This window comes from Nocardia sp. N2S4-5 (genome assembly GCF_044628355.1).
Lineage (GTDB): Bacteria > Actinomycetota > Actinomycetes > Mycobacteriales > Mycobacteriaceae > Nocardia > Nocardia wallacei_B.
Genome location: NZ_JBIUPM010000001.1, coordinates 112,632 through 134,852, shown reverse-complemented (window position 1 = coordinate 134,852; position 22,221 = coordinate 112,632). Strand labels below are relative to the sequence as shown.

Genomic DNA, 22,221 nt, shown 5'->3' with positions numbered 1-22,221 from the left:
TCCGAACTTATTGCGCGACGCTAGCACCTATCGGGGTCGAGCGCCATATACTGGCCGATGCCCTTCACCCCCGCTGTCACCATCCGACAGACCGACGACCGCGACATACCAGCCCTGGCCCAGCTGCGCAGGCAATGGGCGGAGGAACAAGCCGGCCGCCCACTCGAGGACAACGGATTCGACGAACAATTCGCCCAGTGGTACGCCGCCGAGTCATCCCGCCGGACGACATTCCTGGCCGAGATCGACAGCGACGCGGTCGGCATGGTCAACCTCGCCCTCTTCGAACGAATGCCCCGCCCCGGCCTACCCGCCTCACGCTGGGGCTATCTCAGCAACGCATTCGTACTCCCCGAGTACAGAAGCCGAGGCGTAGGCACCGCACTGCTCAACGCCCTCATCGAACACGCCCGAGCCCGAGCCTGCGCCCGAATAGTGCTCTCCCCCACCACCCGCTCAGTCCCCTTCTACCAACGAGCAGACTTCACCCCCGCCACAATGCTCCTCGCCCGCATCCTCGAGAATTGAGGCCGGGACTCCCCTGCCCGCAAGGCGCAGTCCATTGTTGCTCATTCGCTTACTCCTGTCGCCTTCCTCCGCGGTGACGAAGGCTCCTGAAGCTCGAATACGAAGATGATCGCCTGCCGCGCAGGGCTAGCTGAGCAATGGTTCGAAGCCGAACCTGTATAACCATCAAGCGTTCATCAATGATTCGCATTCCGAGACAACCTTTGCTGCCTTACCGCCAGTGTCGCAGATACCGCAATTGCACCGATGGATACAAGAAGTGCCACCGCGCTCAACGCAATTGTCATTACATCCTCGAGTCTTGAGAAGAATCGCCGAACCCGCGATGGTTGTCACCATGAGCATCTTCATCACTATCGTCCCAGCATTAGCGCTTCTGGTAGCCGTTCTGGGCCTCGCTCGACTGGTCCATGAGACCCGGCGTGAGAACCGGCGTCAGCAACAACGTGCAACCGTGACCTACATTACGTCTACGCTGCAGCGTCAGCATGAGCTCTACGCCGAGATCCACCAGCGCTCGGACTTCGCGGCTGCGGCCGCAGTGACAGACAGCACCGAGTTCCACCAGCTGACCTCCTACTTTGCCAATCTGGAGTACCTTGCCGCGGGAGTGAACATGGGTATCTTCGACGAAGAGGTGGTCACCCGGACGATGGGCGGCCGAATCATCAGGGCCTACAGCATGTTTCGGCATTGGATGGCGGCTGAGCGTAGTCGACTCGACAACCCTGCGGTCTATGATGAGCTGGATCAGCTTGTCGAACGGCTGACGAAACAACGTGCGCATCGCAATGTCGTCGGTTCCGCGCCGACTGCGGAACACACGGCCAGGACGGATGTGCCCGAGGTCGGGCAGCCGATGGTGTGACGCAGCTCAGTGTGCGCCGAGGGTGTCGAGGATCATTGGGCGGGCTGTTGCCAGGGCCTGCTGCCAGTACGCCCAGGTGTGGGTGCCGTTGCCGATGTCGACGCGCGCGGGAATGCCCAAGGCCGATAGTCGATCTCGGAACATCTGTGCCGCTACCATCGTCATTGCGTCCAGGCCCATGGCATTTACCGTGTTGCCGACGCCGTTGGGCAGGTCGGGCGGGCCCGGCACGCCGTTTCCGGCCCAGATGTACATCGGGAGGCCGCGTAGCAATTCGGCCTGTTCGGTGGCGTCGTTGCGGCGCCAGGCGGGATCGCTTGCGGGGCCCCACATGTCGTCTACGTTGAAGTTGCCCTCGTCCCACATGGCCGCGCGCATCGCTTCGTTCCACATCGGGAAGGTCGGGTGCACGAATCCGGAGAAGGATCCGGCGAACTTGAACTGGTCGCGGTGGTGGGCGGCCAGCGTCAGGGCGGCGTTACCGCCCATGGAGGCGCCGACGATGGCATTGTTGGTGCGCGAGACGCCGAAACGCGCCAGGAAAGCGGGCAATTCGGCGGTGAGGAAGGTCTCCCACCGGTATGTCGTCGCTTGGCGATTGGTGCTGCTCGGCCGGTGCCAGTCGGTATAGAAACTCGAGCGGCCGCCGACCGGGAACACCAAAGTGACGTTGTCGCCCGCGAATTGGCGTAGCGCGTCGGTGTCGGTCGTCCACTGGCTGTGATCGCCCGGCGCCCGCAGGCCGTCGAGTACGTACAGAGCCGCACTCCCGCCGCGCGCCGCCCACTGCACCTGAATCTTGATCGGCCCCATGCTGGAAGGCACCGACAATTCCTGGAATCCGCCCGCCGGCGCCTGCCGCACCGGCGCGTACACCGGCGCCGACGTCGCCACCGCCGCACCGACCCACGACATCAGCAGGACCACTACCGCGACGACTCCAGCCTTCCCCAACCATGGCCGCCGGCTCACAGATCGCGCCACCCGTATACCTCCTCGCTGCTGTCCCGACAAGATGCCGAAGACCCGAACTCGGCGGATGCCCAGCATAAATTTTCCGGGCGGGACCAGCCAGGACAGGGAAGACATCAGGACAGGGTTCAGCCGACACAGATGACGCCGTTCCACCTGACAGCGCAGACAGTTCTGGGAACATCTCCTTGTGACGACGGCTATGGAGAACGCCGAGCGCGGAACGGTATTCGTGGACTACATCGGTCTATTCGTACCGGCCGGGGTGGTCACCGGTGCGCTCATCGCGGCAGCGATCGCCTGGTGGAACGAGCGCAAATCCCCGTTGGACCACTTGAAGACCCTCATCGAGATCCGCAAAGACTGGCCCCCTGACCTGACTGGCGTAGAGGCGATCGACTACGAGGTCGGCAGGCAAGTGGCCAAACTGCGCCTCGCGGCCGGGGCAACCGGGGAGCTGGACGCCGCCGGAGGTATGGCCGCGGTGAAGCGGGCACATAAACGACGACGCGACACGACGAATCGGCTGGTGTTCTGGCTGGTGCTGGCCGCGCTCGTCGTCGGCGTCACGGTCTATTGGACGCGGCGGTATCCCGAAGACGCTGCCGATGGTGACTGGGTGTGGGTCACGCTGATCGCCGCGATGTGGTTCGGCCTGCTGTTCGAGGTAATCAGGCTGATCGCGGACGCCAGCTGGAGGAAAGATGTTCGAAGGAACCTAGCCGACGCTCGGCAAGCACTGCGCGACGAGATGGAGGCACGTCAACGGCTACGAGAGTCGCAGGAGGCTGCCCCAATCGGGGACGATGACGCGGAAGACACACCGGGTCGGCTGCGTTATCCACCGAGCTGACGATTGTCGGTGGGGCTTTCCCGATCGCGGCCTGTGAGTGTGCTACTCGGATGCCATGATTCGGCTCTGTCGGCGGCGCGCCGATACCCTCACCGGCGCGCCGCCCTGACCTTTCGTCGTCACCGAACCGGCGACGACGGCGGTGCCCGACTTGCGGTATCAGCTGATATCGATCGTCCCGTCGAACACCATCGGGGTGGGGCCCGGCAGACAGTCGCGGAACGAATTGGTCGGCATCGGAATGCCGTATCCGATCATGTTCGGCGCGCCGTTCTGTCCCTTGGCCACCGTAATTTGGATGGCCATCGAGTCCGGCGCGAAGACCATCACGGGCTGCGCGCTGGTGATCGGATAGATCAGCGATACGGTATTACCTTGCGCGCGCAGGCAAGTCACCGGACCGGTCACCTTGACCGGTAATGCCGTATTGCCCAATTGCGCATTCGCGACATAGGTGCCGGTAGCCGGCCCGTCACCCCGGCCTTGCGCATCGACATGCAGGACGTTCATGCCCATCACCTGCATACTGCCGTCGATCGCCACGCTGGCCGGATCCGCCGCTGCCTGCCCCGCCGACGCCATCGCCGCCACTGTCGCCGCCGCCGCGGAGACGCCCACACGGGTAAGCCATTTACTCATCACGAGACCTCCGAATTCTGGGTTTTCTGTGCCGTGCGTACCCGGGCTTCCGCCTCCTACACACGGACCCGCGTCTCCGTGTACGCACCGATTTAGCTACCATCGGCAATCGCCGCCGACGCTGCCGACTGTCGCGCCGCGAGCCCTGTCACCCAATGGTTTTCGCACCGCGATCGTGGGGTAGCCAGGCGGTATCCCGAGTTTGCGGAGAGGGCGGGTGGACGTGATGAGGGCGCCACTGGGGCCGATCGGCGAGGGCGAGGAACACGACGCGGAATTCGATCTCGACGACACTGCGCTGTGGCAGGTCAGGGAGGCAGTGCGCACGCTGCTCGCTCCGCGGAGCGGTGTCGTGGTCGAAGACGCGGTGCTGGTCGCCGACGAACTGGTCACCAACGCCCTCGAACACGGGCGGCCGCCGCGGCGGGCCCGGTTTCGGGTGCAAGCACGCCCGGGACGGCTGCGAATCGAGGTCGATGACTGTGGGCCCGGCGGGCCGTACCTGCGCACACCCGACGACCGCGGTGGGCGTGGAATGACCGTCATCGACCGCTTGGCCACCGGGTGGGGCGTGATCGACTACGCCAGGTTCAAAACAGTGTGGGCCGAGCTGCCACTGGATCGCCCCCGCGTTCCCCCCATGACCGCCACGCCACCACTCGACGAACCCGACGGCAGCTAGCCGGGCGACCGAACCGCGGCGCGAGAGTCAGGCGGCGAGTGCGTCCTCGACGCTGTGATAAAGCGCCAGGACCTCCTCGAGTCCCGACAGCTCGAGGGGCCGAATGACCGGGCGGTTGGCGTCGACGACCACCCGCAGGGGTTCGCGACGGTTCTCGGCCTCCCTGCTGGTCGCGGCGAGAGTCTTCAAACCCGCCGCCCCGAAGTGCTCGACTCCGGTCAGGTCCACGACGCAGAACCCCGCCCTGGTGCGATCCAACCCTTCGCGCACCGCCGCCGCCATGCGCCCCGCGGTCCCGCTGTCGACCTCGCCCTCGACCGTCACCACCGCAACCGCGCCGGCCATCCGAACTCGGACCCGCAACAACGATGGGGCCGACTCCCGCTCACCTTCACTCACCCGAGGACCTTACCCAGCCCACCCGTCATGAGCCCGCGCATGGTGGTTCGACGCTTCTCGACCGGGTAGCACGACGGTGGGAGGAGGTCGATATGCCTCGGTACGGCGATGACGTCGCGGCACTGGCCACGCCGCTGACGGATGCGGGCGACTTGGATGTGTTGCTCGACCGGGTCGGTGATGCTTCGGTCGTATTGATCGGTGAGGCCAGCCACGGCACCGACGAGTTCTATAGCTGGCGGGCGTTGCTGAGTTGGCGATTGATCGTGGAGAAGGGCTTTTCGTTCGTGGCGGTGGAGGGCGACTGGCCCGACTGCGACCGGGTCGACCGTTCGGTGCGATGTCTGCCCGACGCACCCGAGGATCCGCGCGCGGCGTTGCTGGCATTTCGGCGGTGGCCGACGTGGATGTGGGCGAATGAGGAAGTCGTCGATTTCACGCGCTGGCTGCGCACCTACAACGCGGAAAGAGACGAACACGCCCGCGTCGGTTTCCATGGCCTGGATGTGTATTCGTTGTGGGAGTCGTTGCACGAGATCATGCTCCATGTGCGTGAGCACGACCCGGCCGGAATGTCGGCGGCGTTGTCGGCTTACCGGTGTTTCGAGCCTTACGACGATATTTCCGATTACGCCCGCGCCGCCCGGTTCGTTCCGGCCGGCTGCGAGAACGAGGTGGTGGATCTGCTGGTGCGGCTGCGGGCGCGGGCGGCCGCCGACGGCGGGGACGCGTTCCGGGCGTGGCAGAACGCCGAAGTCGTCGCCGGTGCCGAGCGGTACTACCGGACCATGATCGGCGGCGATCGCCACTCATGGAATATCCGCGACCGGCACATGGACGCCACGCTGGAGCGATTGCGGAGCCATTACGGGCCCGATTCGAAGGCGATCGTGTGGGCCCACAACACCCATGTCGGCGATGCGCGCGCGACAACGATGGCGGAGCGGGGCGAGGTGAATATCGGCCAGCTCGCACGGCAGCGCTACGGCCGTGATCAGGTGGTGCTGATCGGATTCGGCTGCCATCGCGGGACGGTGGTCGCGGGAGATTTCTGGGGTGCGCAACCACGCGCACTGGCGGTGCCCCCGGCACGCGCCGGATCGCTCGAGGATGTGCTGCACGCGCACGCGCCCGAGCGTGGAGTGTTCGTCTTCCCCAGCGGGGATCGCCCCGATCTGCTCGGCGACGAGTTGGGCCACCGGGCGATCGGCGTCGTCTATCACCCCGAACGCGAACAGTGGGGCAACTATGTGCCCACCGTCCTCGGCGACCGCTACGACGCGTTCTTCTGGTTCGATCGCACGCACGCATTACACGCTCTATCTGCTATGCGCCACAACGCTATCGGCGACGAACTCGTGGTGGAGGCCGATCCGCATCAAACGGCCGAAACCGGGTAACGCCGACGTAATGTTCCCCGTTCGAAGGAGGCAACACATGTTCACGCGGCACAGCAGGCGTTTGCGTTCGGCCGTTGTGGTCGGAGTGATGGCGGCGAGCGCGATGCTGGCGGCCTGCGGCGACGACGACACCGACACGTCGGCGCCCACCACCGCTCCGGTCACGATGCCGAGCACGACAGCCACCACCGGCACCGACGAGGACAAGGTCACCCCCGAGGCAGCCCGGCAGCTGTGCGACATGATCGCCCCGGAAATCGACAACTGGCGTGACCAGGGCACGGTCCTCGGCAAGGTCAGCTTCAACGGCACGGTGCAGAACTGGGCCGCCCGCAACCAAGGACTCAACGACGAAGTGATCCGCGACAAGTCGATCATCGACGACGTCACCACCCAGACCTGCCCCGACGTACGCGACCAGGCCACGAAGGTGCTCGAAGTGCCCGACTTGGCCTCCGCGCTGGCCGGTTTCGGCGGCTGACGACGCATGATGAAGGTGTGAACGCTCCCGTACCCGGACCTGTCTTCGACGTGATCGCTGTACTGAACGGTGTGGTGGATCTACGGTCCTATCCGCACCGGAACCTGGCTCTGAGTTCGCCTCCCCGGGTGGAGACCCGCGCATCGAGCAACAACAATTCCGTCATCTTCGAGCCGGTGGTGCACCTGCTCAACGGCATCGAATTGCTCGAATCCCAGGGGTGGGAGCTGGTGAGCGTGATCGAGCGGAGCCTCGACAGTCCGAGATTCAAGGAACGCTGCCTGGTGGCGTTCATGCGCCGTCGCTGACGCCGGGGACATGTGACCAGGGTGCACAGCCGATTTGATACCACCGTGCTACCCGAGCCCCTATCGCAGTGGGACGCCGATTCGCGTTCGGCATTTCTACCGTCGAGCCGTGAATTCGATGATCAGTTCCGACGCTCACGATCCGACGGCGAGCGCGAAAACGGTTACGGCGGTGCGGAAGTGGGGCACCTTGACGGTTGCGTGCCTGCTCGCGGTGATTCCGAACTGGGATCTCACCGCGCTGGGTATGGCGCTTCCGGGTATCGGCGCCGACCTCGACGCGAGCGGCACGCAATTGCTCTGGATCGCCGACATTTCGACATTCGTACTGGCCGGGCTGCTGATCACCATGGGTGGCATAGGCAATCGGATCGGTCACCGACGCCTGCTGCTGCTCGGCACGGCGGGCTACGGCGCGGTGTCGATACTGGCGGCGGTCGCGCCGACCCCGGAGACCTTGATCGCGGCGCGGGTACTGCTCGGTGTCACCACCGCCACAATGCTGCCGACCACGCTGAGTCTGCTTCGCAGCGTATTCACCGATGCCAGGCAACGCACCATGGCCCTCGGCGTATTCGGCTCCGCGGGTGGGCTGGCGGTCGGACTCGGACCGCTCGTGAGCGGGACCATTCTGGACGTATTCTCCTGGCGGGCAATATTTCTCGTCAACGTTCCGATCACCGTCACGATTGTCGCCATCGGGCTGAGCGTACTTCCCGAGGTCCGGGATACGCACCCCGCCCGGCTGGATCCGATCGGAGTGACACTGTCTGTCGCCGGGGTCCTCGGACTGGTATACGCGTTGAAGGAGGCCACCAACGGGCTAGGGCAAGCGCGCGTGATTGTCGCGGCAGCGCTGGGATGTGTGGGCATCACATTGTTCCTGCGCCGGCAGACCCGGGCGGTCGCACCACTCATCGATCCGCGCCTGTTCCGGTCGCGTGCCTTCACCAGCTCGATCACCGTCAATTTCGTGATGATGCTCGCGCTGGCAGCCCAATCGATGATCCTCGCCCAGTATTTCCAGATGGTTCTCGACTGGTCGCCGCTGCGAGCAGGATTGGCCACCATGCCCGCGGCCTTCGGCGCGATGATCGGTGGCGCGGTACTCACCCCGCCGCTCATCGCCCGTCTCGGCCGTGCCGGTACCGTGGCGCTCGGACTCGGTATCACCGCGGTATCGTCCGCACTGCTGGCCCTCGCCGGCGGAGTCGACACCGAATACCCCGTGCTCGCGGCGTCGATACTCCTGTCCGGAATCGGCATGTGCCTCGCCTTCACCACCACCGCCGACACCGTGCTCGCCGCGGTGCCCCGCCACCGCCCGGGCTCCGCGTTCGGAATCTCCGAGACCGCAACGCAATTGGGTGCGGCACTGGGAATCGCGGTCCTCGGCACCATCCTCACCGGGATCTACCGCTCCACTGTCGTTGTCCCGGAATCGATCTCAGCGGACGAAGCGAACGGTATCCGCGACAGCCTCGGCACCGCGCTGCGGACCGAACTCCCCGACGACCTGTACCGACAAGTCGCCGCCGGCGCACAGGCGGCATTCGTCGACGGCATGCAGGTCACGCTGTCGATAGGGACCGCACTGATCATCGGCGTCGCGGCATTCGCACTGGTATCACTCCGGGGCGTCCCGAAGGTTATTCCGAAACCATCAGTCGCGAGGGCTCCGGGTGAATGATTCCCAGTGCGCCCGCGTCCACTCACTCCAGGTCGACTGTTCGGACCGCATCGCCTGCCATCCCGCCGTATCGCACCACTTTCCCGAAGAGGTGCCATTTCCCGCCGTGTCTGCGCACCTTGGTGATTCGGATCCCCAGCCCTTGCCCGAACAGCACCTCGTTCTGCTCCGGGTACGGCCCGTTCGGCCCGATCCACAATGCCTCTACTCCTTTCGGCACCGAGATATGGAGTTCCACCGCCGGGTCGGTATCCGCAACGGCGACAGGACCGCTACCCAGCGATGCGGAGGTGAACCCGGGTTCGATCCACGTGGTACCTACCAGCTCATATGGACTGTTGCCGTCCAACATGAACGCCGCCTCCCGCAGGCCGCGATGGACCTCCAGTCCTTCCGGCAGGGGATGCCGCACCGCCCTGTTCACCGTGTTGATCCGCTTCCGCAGGTCGGCGAGGGTGGGCCACTTCCCGAAGGCCGCGGTCAGCGTCCCACGCATCCCCGCCGAGCTCGGCCTTCGAATCGTCTTCTGCAATTCGCGCCAAGGGTCCGCGGAACCGAGGATGCGCGTGACGATATCCCGTTGCACCGAGGTCAGATCCGGACGCCTCGCGGCTCGGCGAATATCGGACAGCGTCGGGACGCTGTCATACAACTCGAAGAGACTCCATCCGTCCTTTGTATCGCCGTGGAATTCACGCAGCTCCCGTTCCGCGACCGCGGGGTCGATAAAACCGGTCGGTCGCAGAAAATGCTGATATGCGTATGAATTGGCGACACATTCGAGAACGGCCATCCGTTGATCGTCGGTAAGGCTGTGGAACGGCGAGCTCAGATATTTGTCGCCGTACATCCGGGCGATGCGATGCGAGTCGAACCGTCGTATACCGTCGATGACGTAACCAGGTTTGTGGTCGCTCCGGAAGACTGCACCGGCGCGGATCTCCGCGCGTGCGACGACGGAACGGAAAGATTCGTCGTTCGACCACGGCGGGTTACGAGCAGCATCGAGATGTCGGCTATCGGCTGTGTCCGCAATAGGCAGCGGCGGCAGAAGGGCGGGGCCACTCGCCGGAATGACAACACCGTCGGTGCCGTACTCGATGACGACCAGGCGGTTCCCTGTGGGCGGGACCCCTGTATCGGTGGGACGCTTGCCGATCAGGTAGCCCCGGACACTGTCGGCTCCGGCTTCGTAGAACTCCAGCGCTTCCGGGGCGTGGCCGCGAGTCAACACGACGGTGTGAGCGGTCCGTGAATCGACGGAATCGACCGAGGGCGCGTCGAGGACGCCGGACGGCCAATGGACGACGAGGAATGTGGTGCCGGGCGCCCGGGTCGACAGCTTCTGCTCCAGCAGTCCCCAGGTGGCGACCTCGCGGAACACTCCGCCGGCTGCTCGCTGAGCCGGCAATGGCAGCACTCCACGCCCGGTCGCCTCTTCCGGGGTCCATACGCCCACCGCCGCGCCGGTCACGGCACGCACGCGATCCAGGCCGCGCCGAAAACATGTCCGATCATCCTGGAGCTCGTCGGCATCGGTTGCCGCGGTGAACCATTCGACTGTTATCGCATCGTCGGACCATGGCGTCGACGGTCGCGAACCGGACGCCTCGGCCTGCGGTTCGGACGTGCGTGGTGACCACGGGGTAGGCCGCGGGGCGACGGCTCGTGATTCGGCCGATGGTTGAGGCAGCGCACCGGAGAGGTCGCGGGCATACGGCATCGACTCGGCGCCGCCGGACCGGGCGACCGTCTGCGCAGCTACGGACAAACCGAGCTGGACCGCGCGGCGCACGGGTAGTCCGGCAGCCATTCCCATGGCGAGCGCGGCAGTGAACGCGTCGCTCGCACCGGTCGCGTCCACGACCCGCGTCGGGTGTGCCGGAAACACTTCGGTGCGCTCGTCATGGTGCACCGCGCATCCGGCAGCGCCGAGCGTGACCACGATGACCGGGATACCCAGCAGTTCGAACAGGCGCTCGGGCAATTGTTCCGCCGGGATCGTTTCGGCGTCACTCGCCGCGACGGACAAAAGCGCCCGCGCCTCCTTCTCGTTCGGCACCAGAATGTCCGCCATTCGTACCGCGTCGAGCGAAACCCGTTCGCGCGGAGCCGGTTGCAGGACGACCTTCGCGCCGTGCGCGCGGGCGACGGTGGCGATGTCCGAGACGATCGCCGGGGACAGCTCGGAGGCCAGCAGGACGACATCGGCGTTTTCGATAGTCTCGAGATTCGCTCGAATGTCGTCGCCGGTCAGTTCCAGCTCGCGGGCGGCGTGGCGCACGAATGACGACTCTCCGTCCGGACCGACGAGACACAGGACTTTCTCGGACGCCACACCGTTCTCGACCCGCACCCCGCCATGACCGACTCCTTCGCGGCGCAAGGTCTCTCGAATATCGTGGCCGTCGTGTCCGACGGCCGTCACGATGTCCGCCTTCGCACCCAGCCGCGCGGCGGCGACCGCCTGGTTGAGAGCCTTGCCGCCCGCCGTTTCGCGAATCGACGAGACTTCGCGGTATTCCCCGTCGGCCGGGAATTCCTGGTGATCCACGATGATATCGATCGTGGCGCCACCGAACGCGACCACCCGCGGACTACCCAGCGGTGCACGGACTTCCCCCGGAGCGTCCTCCGGCCGACGGCCCTGCCCGATGGCGAAATCCGGCACCGATACACCGATCGTCACCACCTCCGCGTCGGGCAGCAGCAACGATTCGCCGTGCCGATCGAAAGCCATAACCAGAATGCCGTGCACTTCACGGTCGGTCGTCATGTGAAAGTGATGATCGTCCGAGGGCGTTCCCCGATCCTGCAGTTCGAACCAGTCCCACTGCGTGCGCTCGTGGTAGCGGTACTCCCACCGCGAGGTGTCACCGACCAGTTCGTGCTCACCGAGCCGCGTCGTGTCGATGACGATCAACGACATCCCGTCGCGCTCTCGCGGATCCACATCGGCCACCAGTTCACGAAACGACTGCTCGACCCGCCGGTACGGCTGTTCCGGCTCGACCGGCGTCCGCTGCAGACGACCGCCCGACGCCTCGACGAGACTCGTCAGCGACCAGCCGTTCGGCCCGACAACGTCGGCCACGACGACCGAGGGAGTGCCCGTCCGATACCGATGCCTCGCGATAATTCGCGCACATTGACTCCGGTCGTCACCATCGGACCGCGCCGCGACGACCCGGCCGCGAGTAGTCGAGTCCGCTGCGCCATCGGTCGTCGGCACCTGCTTCCGCCGGCTGCGGGTCCATGCGAGACCCTTGAACAGTGCCGGATTGATTTCGGAGGGTGGCCGCCACACCCGCGCCTCCTGCTCATAGTCATGAGCGATACGCAGCAGATCGGCCTCCGCGCCCGGTTTGCCGACCACTGTCGCACCGAGCGGCTGACCGGTGCGCGGGTCGTATCCGATCCGGATCGTGACCGCCGGGTACTTCGCCCGGGCGTACACCTTGTGCGCGGTGGCGTGGAAGAACAACAACACGTCCGATCCGCTCGCGGCGAACGCCGCATCGAGCCGCTCCCGTGCCGTCTCCAACACGAGTTCGCGGTGAGCGTGATATTCCGCCTGTACTGCCGGATCGTTCAAGTCGACGGCGTTGGCTTTACGCAATGCCTCTTGTCCGTACGGGGCAGCTCCCTCCGTGAGGAGGTTGTCGTCGTTGAAGCGGATCAACTCGTCCAGTGTCCTGATCGGAGCGCCCGCGGGCAGTCGGGCCAGGTACCGTTCGAAATCTCGCTTGAGTTCCCAGGTGGCCAGCGCCGCGGGTAGACCGGCCTCATGCACCTCGACCGGGATCAGCGTCGCGCCCAGGACTCGGAAGACCGCCGGCGCGCCGCCGAAATTGTCCGGCGCGCCGACCACGCCGATCCGCCGGCCACGCAGAAGCTCCGCGGTACAGTCCCCCGGCGTAGTCCGTGCCCGCTCGGTCAGCAGCGCGCTCGGTCACCGGATCCTCCGGATCGGGACCCGCCATCACGGTCAGCAGAATCGCCGCGTCGCGCACGGTCCGGGCAAGCACGCCCGCCGTGTCCAAGGTGCCCGAGACCGGCAGGATCCCGGTCCGGCTCACCAGGTCGACCGGTTTCAGCCCGATCACCGAGGTGTTCACCGCCGGCGAGACGACGGAACCCGAGGTCTCGGTTCCGATAGCCGCCGCCGCCAGGCCGGCCGCGACGACATCTGCCCGGCTGGATCCGCTCAGCTCCGCGAACGGCCCGTAGGGGTTGCGCCCATGCCCGCCGAGCGCGCTCCAGCCGGAAGGCATTCCCTCGGCCATGAAGTTCGCGAGTTCGGTCATGTTGGTTTTGCCGAGGATGACGGCTCCCGCGGCCCGCAGCCGCTGCACGATGAACGCGTCTCGGGCGGGATACGAATTCCGCAGTGCCACGGACCCGGCGGTCGTGGGCATGCCGGCCACATCGATGTTGTCCTTGATCAGAATCGGAATACCGTGCAGCGGCCCCCGCACGTGTCCTTGCCGGCGTTCGGCGTCCAGTCGCTCGGCCTCGGCGATCGCGTTCGGATTCACCGCCAGAATCGCATTCGACGGCGGATACACGCTGTCCGATATCTCGATGCGACGCAGATATCCTTCGACCAGCCCCACGGAGGTGACCACGCCGTCGGTCATGGCACTTTGCAGCGTGACGATATCCGCTCGTTCCAGGTCGACGGTCGTCGTCCGGTCGGCGCCGACGGACACAGCGGCTTCGGGCCGGGCGAACGATTCGCCGACCGTCCCCACGGCATCCAGTACCGCATCCAGCCACTCATCCAGATCCGAATCGTATTGATCGATGTCCGCTGTTCGAGGCACTGTTGGATCGGTGCCGTCGACCACGCGGTCGCGCGCCTGATTCGCCATTTGTCTCCGGGGATCGGCGTCGTCCAGCGCCACCACCGCCGTGTCGATCCGGGTGAGCAGCGTGTTGGCACGGGCAATCGCGCGGAGGATACGTATGGCGGCGGCGAGCCGGTCGGACTTCGTCGCCTGCAGACTCAGCAACCGGTTCAGCTCGTGCCCGCCCCAGCCGCATTCGTCGAGCGCTGCGATATCGACCGCGAACTCGTCGCCCAGCCCGTCCAGCAGGACGGCGAACCTGTCTCGTCGCTGACGCGCGACATCGTCCCGCAAGACGGCCAGATACTCGCGTAACGGTGTGGGACCGGACAGTTCGCGCACGCGGTCCGGTGTCTCGTCCGCGGCGGCGGGGTCATCGGCGGGCGGCGCGGTCGCGTGTTCGATTACGGCGGCCATATCGGTATTCAGCAGCTGGATCGTGTCGTAGAGCTGGACAGCCATGGTGGCTCGCTGCACCAACCGGTGCAGATTCTCGGCGCGGTCCTCGTCCCCCGACGTGCGGGCGGCACCCGACAGGTGCCGAAGCCGAGCCAGCAGTAGTGCGAACCCGGATCGGGTGTCCCAGGCGGGCAAGCCGTATTGCCTTGCCGCAGCGAGGATCTGCCGATGCGACGACTCGCGCGACCCCAGTACCCGCTGGTAGTCCTCGATCGCGGTTCCCAGCGCATACAGCGCGTCAGCCTGGCGTTTCAGACGTTCGGCGGCCGTGAGCCCCTCGATCACGGTAGTGAGGAGGGAGTCGATCACCGGGACCAGCGCGCCCAACGGCCGAAAAACCGCGACCGCGCCGACAATCCCGCGCAGGCGGGCAAGCGGCGCAGCGAGCAGTCGGCGCGCTTGGTCGAGATGACGTGCCAGCGCCGCCTCCACCGCGTCGACCGTTCGAGCCCACCTGTCCAGGCCACGGATATCGTCGACAAGCTTGACGACCGCATACGAATCGGCGAAAGCCTTTGCCACGGTGTCGAATTCGGGCGTCGCGTGATCCGGTTCCCGCCACTCCGTCAGCATGTGACGAAGCCACGCGTCGTCCACCGCACGGCCGCGTTCGATGCCGACCATATCGATCACCTCGCCACGAAGCCGCCGATGCTCGGTGGACCAGCTGTCCCAGGCCGACGAGCCGGGACGCAACAGGTCACCGGCCTCGATGTCGTGCGGCCGGAGCAGCTCGACCAGTTCCCGCCGCAGTCGCGCGGCTCGTTCGTCGACGCGACGAGCGACCGCCGACCGGATATTCGCCTCGTCGGCCAGGCTGCCCGGCCCGGACGACGCGGAGTCACCAGGTTGCGATTCCGTGCCCGGTGACGGCTGGACGGGATCGCTCTCCTCGCTGCCGATCCGCAATTCCGCCGGCGGAGTGTCGTCTTCGGCGCCGGACAGGTGCAGCCGAACTCCCTTCCGGTCGAAGGCCATCACCCAGATACCGGTCAGCTCGGGTGAGCGCATCGCGTCGCGCCACACTCCGAACTGCCCTTTGCCGGGATCCTGCAATACGAACCAGCCGGTGTTCGTCTGCTCGTCGTACCGGTATTTCAGCCGATAGGTGTGGGCACCGACGCCGTGCTCGTCGACTTCGAGCGTTACATCGACCACCACGAGGGATACCCCGTCACGTTCTTCCGGGGGCAGCGCGGCAATGGCCGCACGCGCCGATTTCTCGACGTTGAAATGCGGAGTGAGCGCATCGATGGCGAACCGTTGCGGATCTCCGTGCAGCCCTTCGGCATAAGTTCGCAGAAATACCCCACCCAGGCCCTCGGTTACCGGCACGACGACATCACTCCTGCCGGTATCTTCCCGATGCGCCTCGGCCGTCCGCGTGGCACAGCGATTCGCGGCATGCGCGTCGGTCGGCACGTAGGGTGCGGTGCCGTCACTCCCGGTGGTCTCCGCGACCGGCGGGACCGTCGTCGTCACCGTGTCCGGGACAGCAGGGTCGGTGGGCTGCGACGACCACGGAGTCGGCTGAGACGCGGCGGTTTGCGGTTCGGCGAAATCCTTTTCGTCCAGCAAATGCCCGAAGACCAGTCTCTTGGTATCGAGGTATTCGGTCCGGTTCTCGCCGAGATACAGCTGTGGTACACGTCGCACCAATTCGATGCCGTGCTTTTCCAATCCCGCTATTTTTTCCGGATTGTTGGTCATCATGCGTACGGCTTCGACGCCGAGATAGCGCAGCAGATAGGCGGCATGACCATAGCGGCGGAGATCGTAGGGGAGGTGCAATTTGTCGAACGCCTGCGCCGTATTGAATCCCTTGTCTTCCTCCCGGTAGGCGGCCGCCTTGTTGAGCAAACCGACACCGCGCCCCTCGTGCCCGCTGCCATACCTGCCCTCGTCCATATAAATAACCACTCCGGCGCCCTCGTCGTACATTTGATCGAGCGCACCCAGTAGTTGCCTGTAGCAATCGCACTTCGTGGAATGCAGGACGTCACCATAGAGACAGCGAGAATGCAATCGCACCAACGGCGGCCGCGACAGTAGCTGTTCCGGCGCTCCGACCACCGCCGCTACGACCGCGCCTTCTCCCAGATTTCGCGACTCGTACACATGGAGTCGTAGAGTTCCCCAATCCTCGGTGGGCAGGGAATGGATGATCACCGGATCCCGGGGCACCGACTTGTCGCGCACCTCGTTCAGGAAGGTGATCGACGGCTCGGCATGATATGCGGCAGTCAGAGCTTCCACCAGAGGCCCGTTCAACGATCCCCGCAGCGTCGGCTGCCCGGGCCGGTGCAGTTCTATGTGATCGGAACGGTAGACCAGGTATGGATTGTGCTTCCCGAAACGAGCCAGTTGTACGGTCGCTTCCTCGCCGAAGCGCTGTCGGTGCACATCGACGTTCCGTAGAGCCGGTGACTCCGCGCCGAGAATCGCGGTGACCAACCTGGCGGCGGTAGGCGCCCACGTATCCACCCGGTCGCCACCGGCCCGGCGCAGCGCGTCGAGGAGTGCGGTCGCGGCCCCCGCACTCACATCGAAAGCGGTGAGAAGCACCGGATAGTGCTCAGCGGGCACGGAGCGGGCCAGTTCGGTGACACCCCGCGCGAGTGTGCGCAGTGAATCGGCGCGCAACCGATTCCGGAGCGTGTCCCACGGTCCGTGCAATGCCTTGTCCAACACCGTAATCGCGAACAAGGTGGCACGGTCGTGCGTGCGGAAGTACGTCAACACCGGCAGATCGAGCCGGTACTCGATCTCGTCGTCCGGCAGGTCGTCCTGCCGCCACAGCGCGAGTAATTCTTCTTCGCGTCCGGCTTCCGGTGTCCCACGCAGCTCCCGCCACGCGTGGAGCAACTGCGCTTCGGCGGCAGGGGTGAGCCGGAACGCCCGCACGACCGCGGGAACATGTTCAGACGGCACAGCGCGGACTATCGACCGGAACACCTGGCCGAGAGCGTCGGGCAGCGTCGCCTCGGAACCTGCCTTCGAACCGAACCGCGGCCACGGCGGATTCAATGCCTCGTCCAGCATCTGAGCCTTTTGCTCGGCTCCGGGGTATCGGTCGAATACATCGCGCGCATCCCGGCCGACGCGCTCGACGAACGGTGTGGCCGCTGGTTCGGAGCGGAGCCAATCAATGGTGACGCCCGGAACTTCGTCGTCGATATGCCGCGACGGATCGGCCGCGGACTTCGTTTCCGGAGGCGCCGTCCCGGGCGCCGCCACAGCGTGGTCCGAGGGCTCCGGGCCATCACGGAAATCGCGCAGTAATTCCTGCGGGCCGGCGCCGCGGATCACCGTGTCGGACAATCCGAGAGCACGGCCGAAGCGACGCAAATACTCGACGGTTATCGTCCTGCCCGACTCTGCCCGGATCACGGTGTTCCGGCTGAAGCCCATCGCGTCGGCGAGTCGACTCTGTGTGTACCCGTGCACCTGTCGGACTGCCCGCAGCCATTCCCCGAACATGCGGAATTTCGTAGCGCGGTCACGGACCGGCAGGGGCATGTCGAAATCGTCGAAGCGGGCGCGCGGCGGGTCGACCGGACGACTCTCCTCGCTGCCGATCCGCAATTCCCATGGCGGAATGTCGTCTCCGGCGCCGCCGGGCAGGCGTAGCGCAATGCCGTTCCGGTCGAAGGCCATCACCCAGATTCCGGTCAGTTCGGAGGAACGAATCACGTCGAGCCATTCCCCGAACTCGCCCTTGCCGGGGTCCTGCAGTTCGAACCACCCGATGCCGGTGTGCTCGTCGTGCCGGTACTCCAGGCGGTAGGTGTGGGCGCTCACGCCGTGCTCGTCGACCTCGTGCGTCCCGTCCACCACGATGATCGAGAACCCGTCACGCTCGTCCGGAGGCATCGACTCGATGAGCTCCCGGGCCGCACGTTCGAGTTCGCCATGCGGAATGATCGGGTCTACGGCGAACCGTTGCACGATTCCGTGTACCGCGGCGGTGTAGGTGCGCAGGGACGACCCGGGCAAGCCCTCCGGTTCCAGGACGACGACATCGGTTCTGCCGGTTTGTATCCGGTGCGTCTCGGCCGTCAATGAGGCGCACCGGTTAGCGGCGTGCGCGTCGGTCCGGCTGTACGGCACGGTGCCGTCGTGCGCGGTGGTCTCCGCGAAGGGTGGCGTCGGCTGCGTCTTCGCCGTGCGGATGCCGAATTCCGTTTCGGCGTCCCGCAACTCGTCGGGCCACTGCTGCAGCACATCCGCCTCAGCGGCCATCTCGGTGAGATCAGCGCAACGCGCCAGAAGTTCCGTCTGTTCGCTCGACACTCGATCCCCCAACTGGAGCAGTGCCCGTCGGACGGCAACGCCCACCTCGTAGGGATCCAACTCTCCGGCCGGTGCACCGGCCATCCCGTGCAGGTTTATCGACGCTTTGTCACCGAGCGCGGCCACGATCCGGCCCAGCTCCGCGCCGAGCAGGCTGCGCAGGGCGGCGGGCCACTCCTCGGGCGGACCCAGGCGGTCCAGCTCGACGCCGGTGCGATCGGCCAGCCGACCCAGTTCATCGAACGCGTCGACAATGCCGAATTCGGCGTCTTGCATCCGGCGGACCAGTTCGAGCAGTGGCTCCGCGTCGGCCCGCAGGCTATTCCGGTAAGCCACCCACCGGCCGCGGTGGTCGTTCAGTTCCGAGATGCGGCGCAGCGACCGAGAACGTTGCGCGACAGCGTGATTGCGGACCGACTCAGCGCCGTCCCGCGCTTCTTCCCGGTCCTGTGCACGCACCGAGGCTTCGGCCGAGTGCACAGCATCGTGCAGTGCCAGCCGGTTCTCGCCGAATTCGTCCGGAAAAAGCCTGCGGTCCAACGGAAAGCGCCGCAAGTAATCTGCCCGCAGCCCGTCGAGACGACCGTCAACAGCCAGAATCTGCTGGTCTGCTTCGTCCAAAGCCGCTGCGACCGTGTCGATTCGACTGATTCGCTCTGTCGTCCGGACCAGCAGGCGCGCGCGCCGGACTATTTGGTCCAGCCGGCCGATCTGTGCGGTGCCGCCGGGTTCCGCGGCCGTCCGTTCACGCAGTTCGCGCAATCGAGTCAGCTCGTTCGCGCCCGCCCTGCCCGAGTCCAGACGAGTCGGGTCGACACCGAACCGCGAGTCCGCCGCATGGAGCACGGCGAGCAGTTCGCGACGCCGGGCCACCAGCGCGTCCCGTGCGGGGACCAGTTCCGCCGCCAGCCGTCCGGAACTCGGTGCCTCCGCTATCGAGAGTCCGGGCGCGGCGTGCCCGGCCAGTTCCGAGTCCACTCGGGACAGCAGGAAATACAGATCTGAATTCAGCCGATGGCTGGTGTCGTCCACTACGGCGAGTGCGTCCGCGTTTCGAATCAGTTCGCGGAGCTGCTCTCCTTCCTCGGCCTCCGCGGCATGGGTAGGCAAGCGCCGCAACCGATCTCGCAAAGCGAGGGATATCGCACGCGGCTCCCACTGCGTCAGGTCTCGGTCCCGAGCCGCCTCGAGCAGCCCGTTCCGCGTCCACTCGTACGACCGCAGTTGCGACTCGGCATCCTCCAATGCCACGCCGAGCCGATGTAGCTGGTGCGCCCACTGTGACCAGCGCCGCAAGTCATGTGCCTGAGAGGCCACTCGCGCCAGCGCCCTCCCGAGTGCATCGCGCAGCACGGGATAGCGGCGGAAGTCTCCGGCGGCCGTCAAGCCGTGAACCCACACCAACGTCCGGCGCAACTCCGCGCCGGACAGCGATAGTTCGGCCTCGATCGCTCTGACCGTCCGGGCCCGCCGCTCCAGGCTCTGGATGTCATCGACAAGCTGAGTCGCGGCATGGAGAGCGTCGAAAGTCTTTACGGCAGCGCCGAACTCCGTCGCCGTGGGGACGTTCGAACGCACGCGCGCCGCCGCCTGCGCAACCCAGCCGTCGGTTGCGCGGCCGGCCTCGACCCCGAGCAGCCGCAGCAGCCGATCGCCGGCCTCGCGGTGGGGGGTGTACCAGGCCGCCCAGCCTGGCGATCCCGTGTCGAACAGGTCTGCCGCGACCAGCGGGCGTTTCCACAGCAGCGCCGCGAGGTCCCCCCGCAACTGATGGGCCGCCGCTTGCGCGCGGCCGGCGACAACCGACCGAGCGGCGGCTCCGGTGACGTCCCCGGCGGGCCGCAATCTTCTGATGATGTGGCAGCGCGACTCGGCAACCAAGTCGCGGCCGAGGTAGGGATTGTCCCCGGCCAGATCGGCCAATTCCGCCGGGCTCGGGAAATCGGCCGGCCGACCCGCGAAGCGCTGCAGGACATCGTCCAGAATGGTCTGGTCGGCCTTGGTGCTGTCGCGGCGTAGGGTACGCGCCGACGACCGGAAGTTCCTCAGCACATCCAGCAGGTCGGTCGGATTGTCGACGGGCCAACTCGCGCCGCTTCGCATTGCCGCGGCACCGTATTCGGTCAGCGTCGTTCCGACGATCCGGTCCACCCCGTTGTCTCGGAAATAGTCCTCCGTCCGCGCTGCCAAGTCGGCATGGAAACCGTTGTCGGGGACGCCGTCGAGATAGGTGAGGTCGGTGACGGCGATATTGTCTTCGTCGTCCAGCATGATGTCGTATTCCAGGAATCCGACGCCGTTTCCCTCGTTGTCGTCGATCCCGCCTTGCACGTTGATAGCAACGATTCGGGATGCGTAGTGCCGCGTCAGCACATTTGCCTCGGGCGGATCCCCGAATCGCCACTCGGCGATGTATCGGACAACTGTCGGCTGCACCCGATAGGGACCGCAGACCCAATTCCCGGGGAGCACACCGCGCAGCAGTGCGTTGCGCGGTTCGTCGTGGGTGAGCAATTCCCGCAAGGTCAGGGTTTCGGTCGGCTCCCCGAGATCCGGTGCGACGGGCGCGGTTTTCGGCGCCGCCGTCCGCGCCGCGGGGTCCGCGGCCAGATATTCGCCGTAGTGACGCACCATGTTCGGGTTGGCCGCAGCCAGCAGCCGGGCGCCGAGTTGCGGGTCGGCGGCATCGGCGATATTACGCACATCGGCCGGCGAGGACCCTGCCACCCCGGCACGCTCGAGCCATCCGAGAACATCGGCCACGCGCCGGCGCCCGACGGGCGTGGTGTCGATGAAGAGGTTTTGGGCAGCCTCGTACAATCGCTCGACGGCCAATTCGAATTGACCGGCGGTCGCGTCCCATCGGATACCTGGCTGCGTCGCGACGAGCCCGGCCACTTCGAATTCCGGCTTGAAATGCATCCGATCGGCAGACGGGCCGAAGAACTCGTTGTCCAGGCGCGCTACGAAGGAATTGTATACCTCCGCCGCATAATATCGGCTGATCGTACCATCATACCGGAACCGGACCACGATTCGATTCAGCTCGTCGAATTGGATATCAAATTTCGGCCACCACACCGCTCTGCCGGTCTCCGAATCGGAGATCTCCCCGGCGAAGTACAGGCCGCGGATGCTGCGTGTCGCATTCGGCTCGTTGCCGATCAGGTAATGAGCCTCGATAACCCGAAAATCGAGACGTCCATATCGCCCGTCGAGTTTCTTCAGTCTGCCCAACAGCAGGTCGTCGTCCGGTTCGGTGACGGCCAGGAGCTCGGCCAGCGGAGTCGCCGCCGCCGGATCCGCGGCGGGTACCGGGTGCTCGTCGTGACCGATCCGCCGGTCGGGCGGCGGAACGACCTCGGCACCCGGGAGCAGCAGTGATTCGCCCCGCGGCCCGAACGCCATGGCGAAGAGGCCTTCCAGCTCACCGGCGGCCGACGGCTCCGTGTACGGGCCGAATTTCTGCTTCCCGGAGTCCTGGAGCTCGAGCCAGCCGCTGTCGCTCGCCAAGTCGTAGTGGTATTCCCATCGATTCGTATGGCCGCTCGCGCCGTGTTCGTCCATCGGCGTCAGATCGACGACTATCACCGACATCCCGTTCCGCTCGTGTGGCTTCTTGCTCGCCACCAACTCGAGGAACGTCTGTACGAGCCGGCGGTGCGGGAGTTCGGGGTCGACGTCGATCCGCTGCAACTGTCCGCCGAGAGCATTCACGTAGCGCGACAGCGAAAAGCCGCTCAACCCGACGAAACCGATCTCCTCCACGTCGGGATTGCCGGTCCGAGTCCGATGCTGT

Annotated in this window: 13 protein-coding genes; 8 read left to right on the top strand and 5 right to left on the bottom strand. The window is 65.8% G+C overall.

Going from position 1 to position 22,221, the window contains the following annotated elements; all coding sequences use genetic code 11:
• Nucleotides 1–57 precede the first annotated feature (57 nt).
• Nucleotides 58–528: a GNAT family N-acetyltransferase gene (locus ACFMRZ_RS00565; protein ID WP_400177419.1), complete on the top strand. Its 471-nt coding sequence runs from the start codon at nt 58–60 to the stop codon at nt 526–528.
• Nucleotides 529–865: 337 nt separating this feature from the next.
• Complete coding sequence (locus ACFMRZ_RS00560) at nt 866–1,396, top strand: DUF4760 domain-containing protein (protein WP_400177418.1); 531 nt, start codon at nt 866–868, stop codon at nt 1,394–1,396.
• A 6-nt stretch (nt 1,397–1,402) separates the two neighbouring features.
• On the opposite strand, the gene ACFMRZ_RS00555 is transcribed toward ACFMRZ_RS00560, so the two are convergent.
• Entirely contained in the window at nt 1,403–2,380 is a 978-nt protein-coding gene (locus tag ACFMRZ_RS00555; protein WP_400177417.1) for an alpha/beta hydrolase, read from the bottom strand.
• Nucleotides 2,381–2,570: 190 nt separating this feature from the next.
• Here ACFMRZ_RS00555 and ACFMRZ_RS00550 point away from each other — a divergent pair, with 190 nt between their 5' ends.
• Entirely contained in the window at nt 2,571–3,221 is a 651-nt protein-coding gene (locus ACFMRZ_RS00550; RefSeq protein ID WP_400177416.1) for a hypothetical protein, read from the top strand.
• 159 nt (nt 3,222–3,380) lie between these two features.
• On the opposite strand, the gene ACFMRZ_RS00545 is transcribed toward ACFMRZ_RS00550, so the two are convergent.
• On the bottom strand, nt 3,381–3,860 hold the full coding sequence (locus tag ACFMRZ_RS00545) for a hypothetical protein (RefSeq protein ID WP_400177415.1): 480 nt from the start codon (nt 3,858–3,860) through the stop codon (nt 3,381–3,383).
• 226 nt (nt 3,861–4,086) lie between these two features.
• Between ACFMRZ_RS00545 and ACFMRZ_RS00540 the strand changes: the two genes are divergently transcribed.
• Nucleotides 4,087–4,542, top strand: a complete 456-nt coding sequence (locus ACFMRZ_RS00540; RefSeq protein ID WP_400177414.1) for an ATP-binding protein — start codon at nt 4,087–4,089, stop codon at nt 4,540–4,542.
• 27 nt (nt 4,543–4,569) lie between these two features.
• Here the strand turns inward: ACFMRZ_RS00540 and ACFMRZ_RS00535 are convergent, their stop codons facing one another.
• A complete protein-coding gene (locus ACFMRZ_RS00535) occupies nt 4,570–4,941 on the bottom strand; it encodes an STAS domain-containing protein (RefSeq protein ID WP_400177413.1) in 372 nt (123 codons plus the stop codon).
• A 92-nt stretch (nt 4,942–5,033) separates the two neighbouring features.
• On the opposite strand from ACFMRZ_RS00535, the gene ACFMRZ_RS00530 reads away from it, so the two are divergent.
• The 4 genes from ACFMRZ_RS00530 (at nt 5,034) to ACFMRZ_RS00515 (ending at nt 8,820) form a co-directional block, all read left to right on the top strand.
• Nucleotides 5,034–6,341, top strand: coding sequence for an erythromycin esterase family protein (locus ACFMRZ_RS00530; RefSeq protein ID WP_400177412.1), 1,308 nt, complete (start codon nt 5,034–5,036; stop codon nt 6,339–6,341).
• A gap of 37 nt (nt 6,342–6,378) precedes the next feature.
• Nucleotides 6,379–6,822, top strand: coding sequence for a hypothetical protein (locus tag ACFMRZ_RS00525; RefSeq protein WP_400177411.1), 444 nt, complete (start codon nt 6,379–6,381; stop codon nt 6,820–6,822).
• A gap of 17 nt (nt 6,823–6,839) precedes the next feature.
• Nucleotides 6,840–7,130 (top strand): hypothetical protein, encoded by a 291-nt coding sequence (locus tag ACFMRZ_RS00520; protein ID WP_280275203.1) that lies wholly within the window; start codon nt 6,840–6,842, stop codon nt 7,128–7,130.
• 118 nt (nt 7,131–7,248) lie between these two features.
• Entirely contained in the window at nt 7,249–8,820 is a 1,572-nt protein-coding gene (locus ACFMRZ_RS00515) for an MFS transporter (protein WP_400182739.1), read from the top strand.
• Nucleotides 8,821–8,842: 22 nt separating this feature from the next.
• On the opposite strand, the gene ACFMRZ_RS00510 is transcribed toward ACFMRZ_RS00515, so the two are convergent.
• Nucleotides 8,843–12,691 (bottom strand): PfkB family carbohydrate kinase, encoded by a 3,849-nt coding sequence (locus tag ACFMRZ_RS00510; protein ID WP_400177410.1) that lies wholly within the window; start codon nt 12,689–12,691, stop codon nt 8,843–8,845.
• Nucleotides 12,606–22,190: a GTP cyclohydrolase II RibA gene (gene ribA, locus ACFMRZ_RS00505; protein ID WP_400177409.1), complete on the bottom strand. Its 9,585-nt coding sequence runs from the start codon at nt 22,188–22,190 to the stop codon at nt 12,606–12,608. Before ribA ends, ACFMRZ_RS00510 begins: the two co-directional genes overlap by 86 nt.
• Nucleotides 22,191–22,221 lie beyond the last annotated feature (31 nt).

Coding starts and splice junctions, on each gene's coding strand:
- ACFMRZ_RS00550 (WP_400177416.1), top strand. CDS start 2,571: ATGGAGAACGCCGAGCGCGGAACGGTATTCGTGGACTACATCGGTCTA.
- ACFMRZ_RS00560 (WP_400177418.1), top strand. CDS start 866: ATGAGCATCTTCATCACTATCGTCCCAGCATTAGCGCTTCTGGTAGCC.
- ACFMRZ_RS00525 (WP_400177411.1), top strand. CDS start 6,379: ATGTTCACGCGGCACAGCAGGCGTTTGCGTTCGGCCGTTGTGGTCGGA.
- ACFMRZ_RS00540 (WP_400177414.1), top strand. CDS start 4,087: ATGAGGGCGCCACTGGGGCCGATCGGCGAGGGCGAGGAACACGACGCG.
- ACFMRZ_RS00530 (WP_400177412.1), top strand. CDS start 5,034: ATGCCTCGGTACGGCGATGACGTCGCGGCACTGGCCACGCCGCTGACG.
- ACFMRZ_RS00515 (WP_400182739.1), top strand. CDS start 7,249: ATGATCAGTTCCGACGCTCACGATCCGACGGCGAGCGCGAAAACGGTT.
- ACFMRZ_RS00545 (WP_400177415.1), bottom strand. CDS start 3,860: ATGAGTAAATGGCTTACCCGTGTGGGCGTCTCCGCGGCGGCGGCGACA.
- ACFMRZ_RS00565 (WP_400177419.1), top strand. CDS start 58: ATGCCCTTCACCCCCGCTGTCACCATCCGACAGACCGACGACCGCGAC.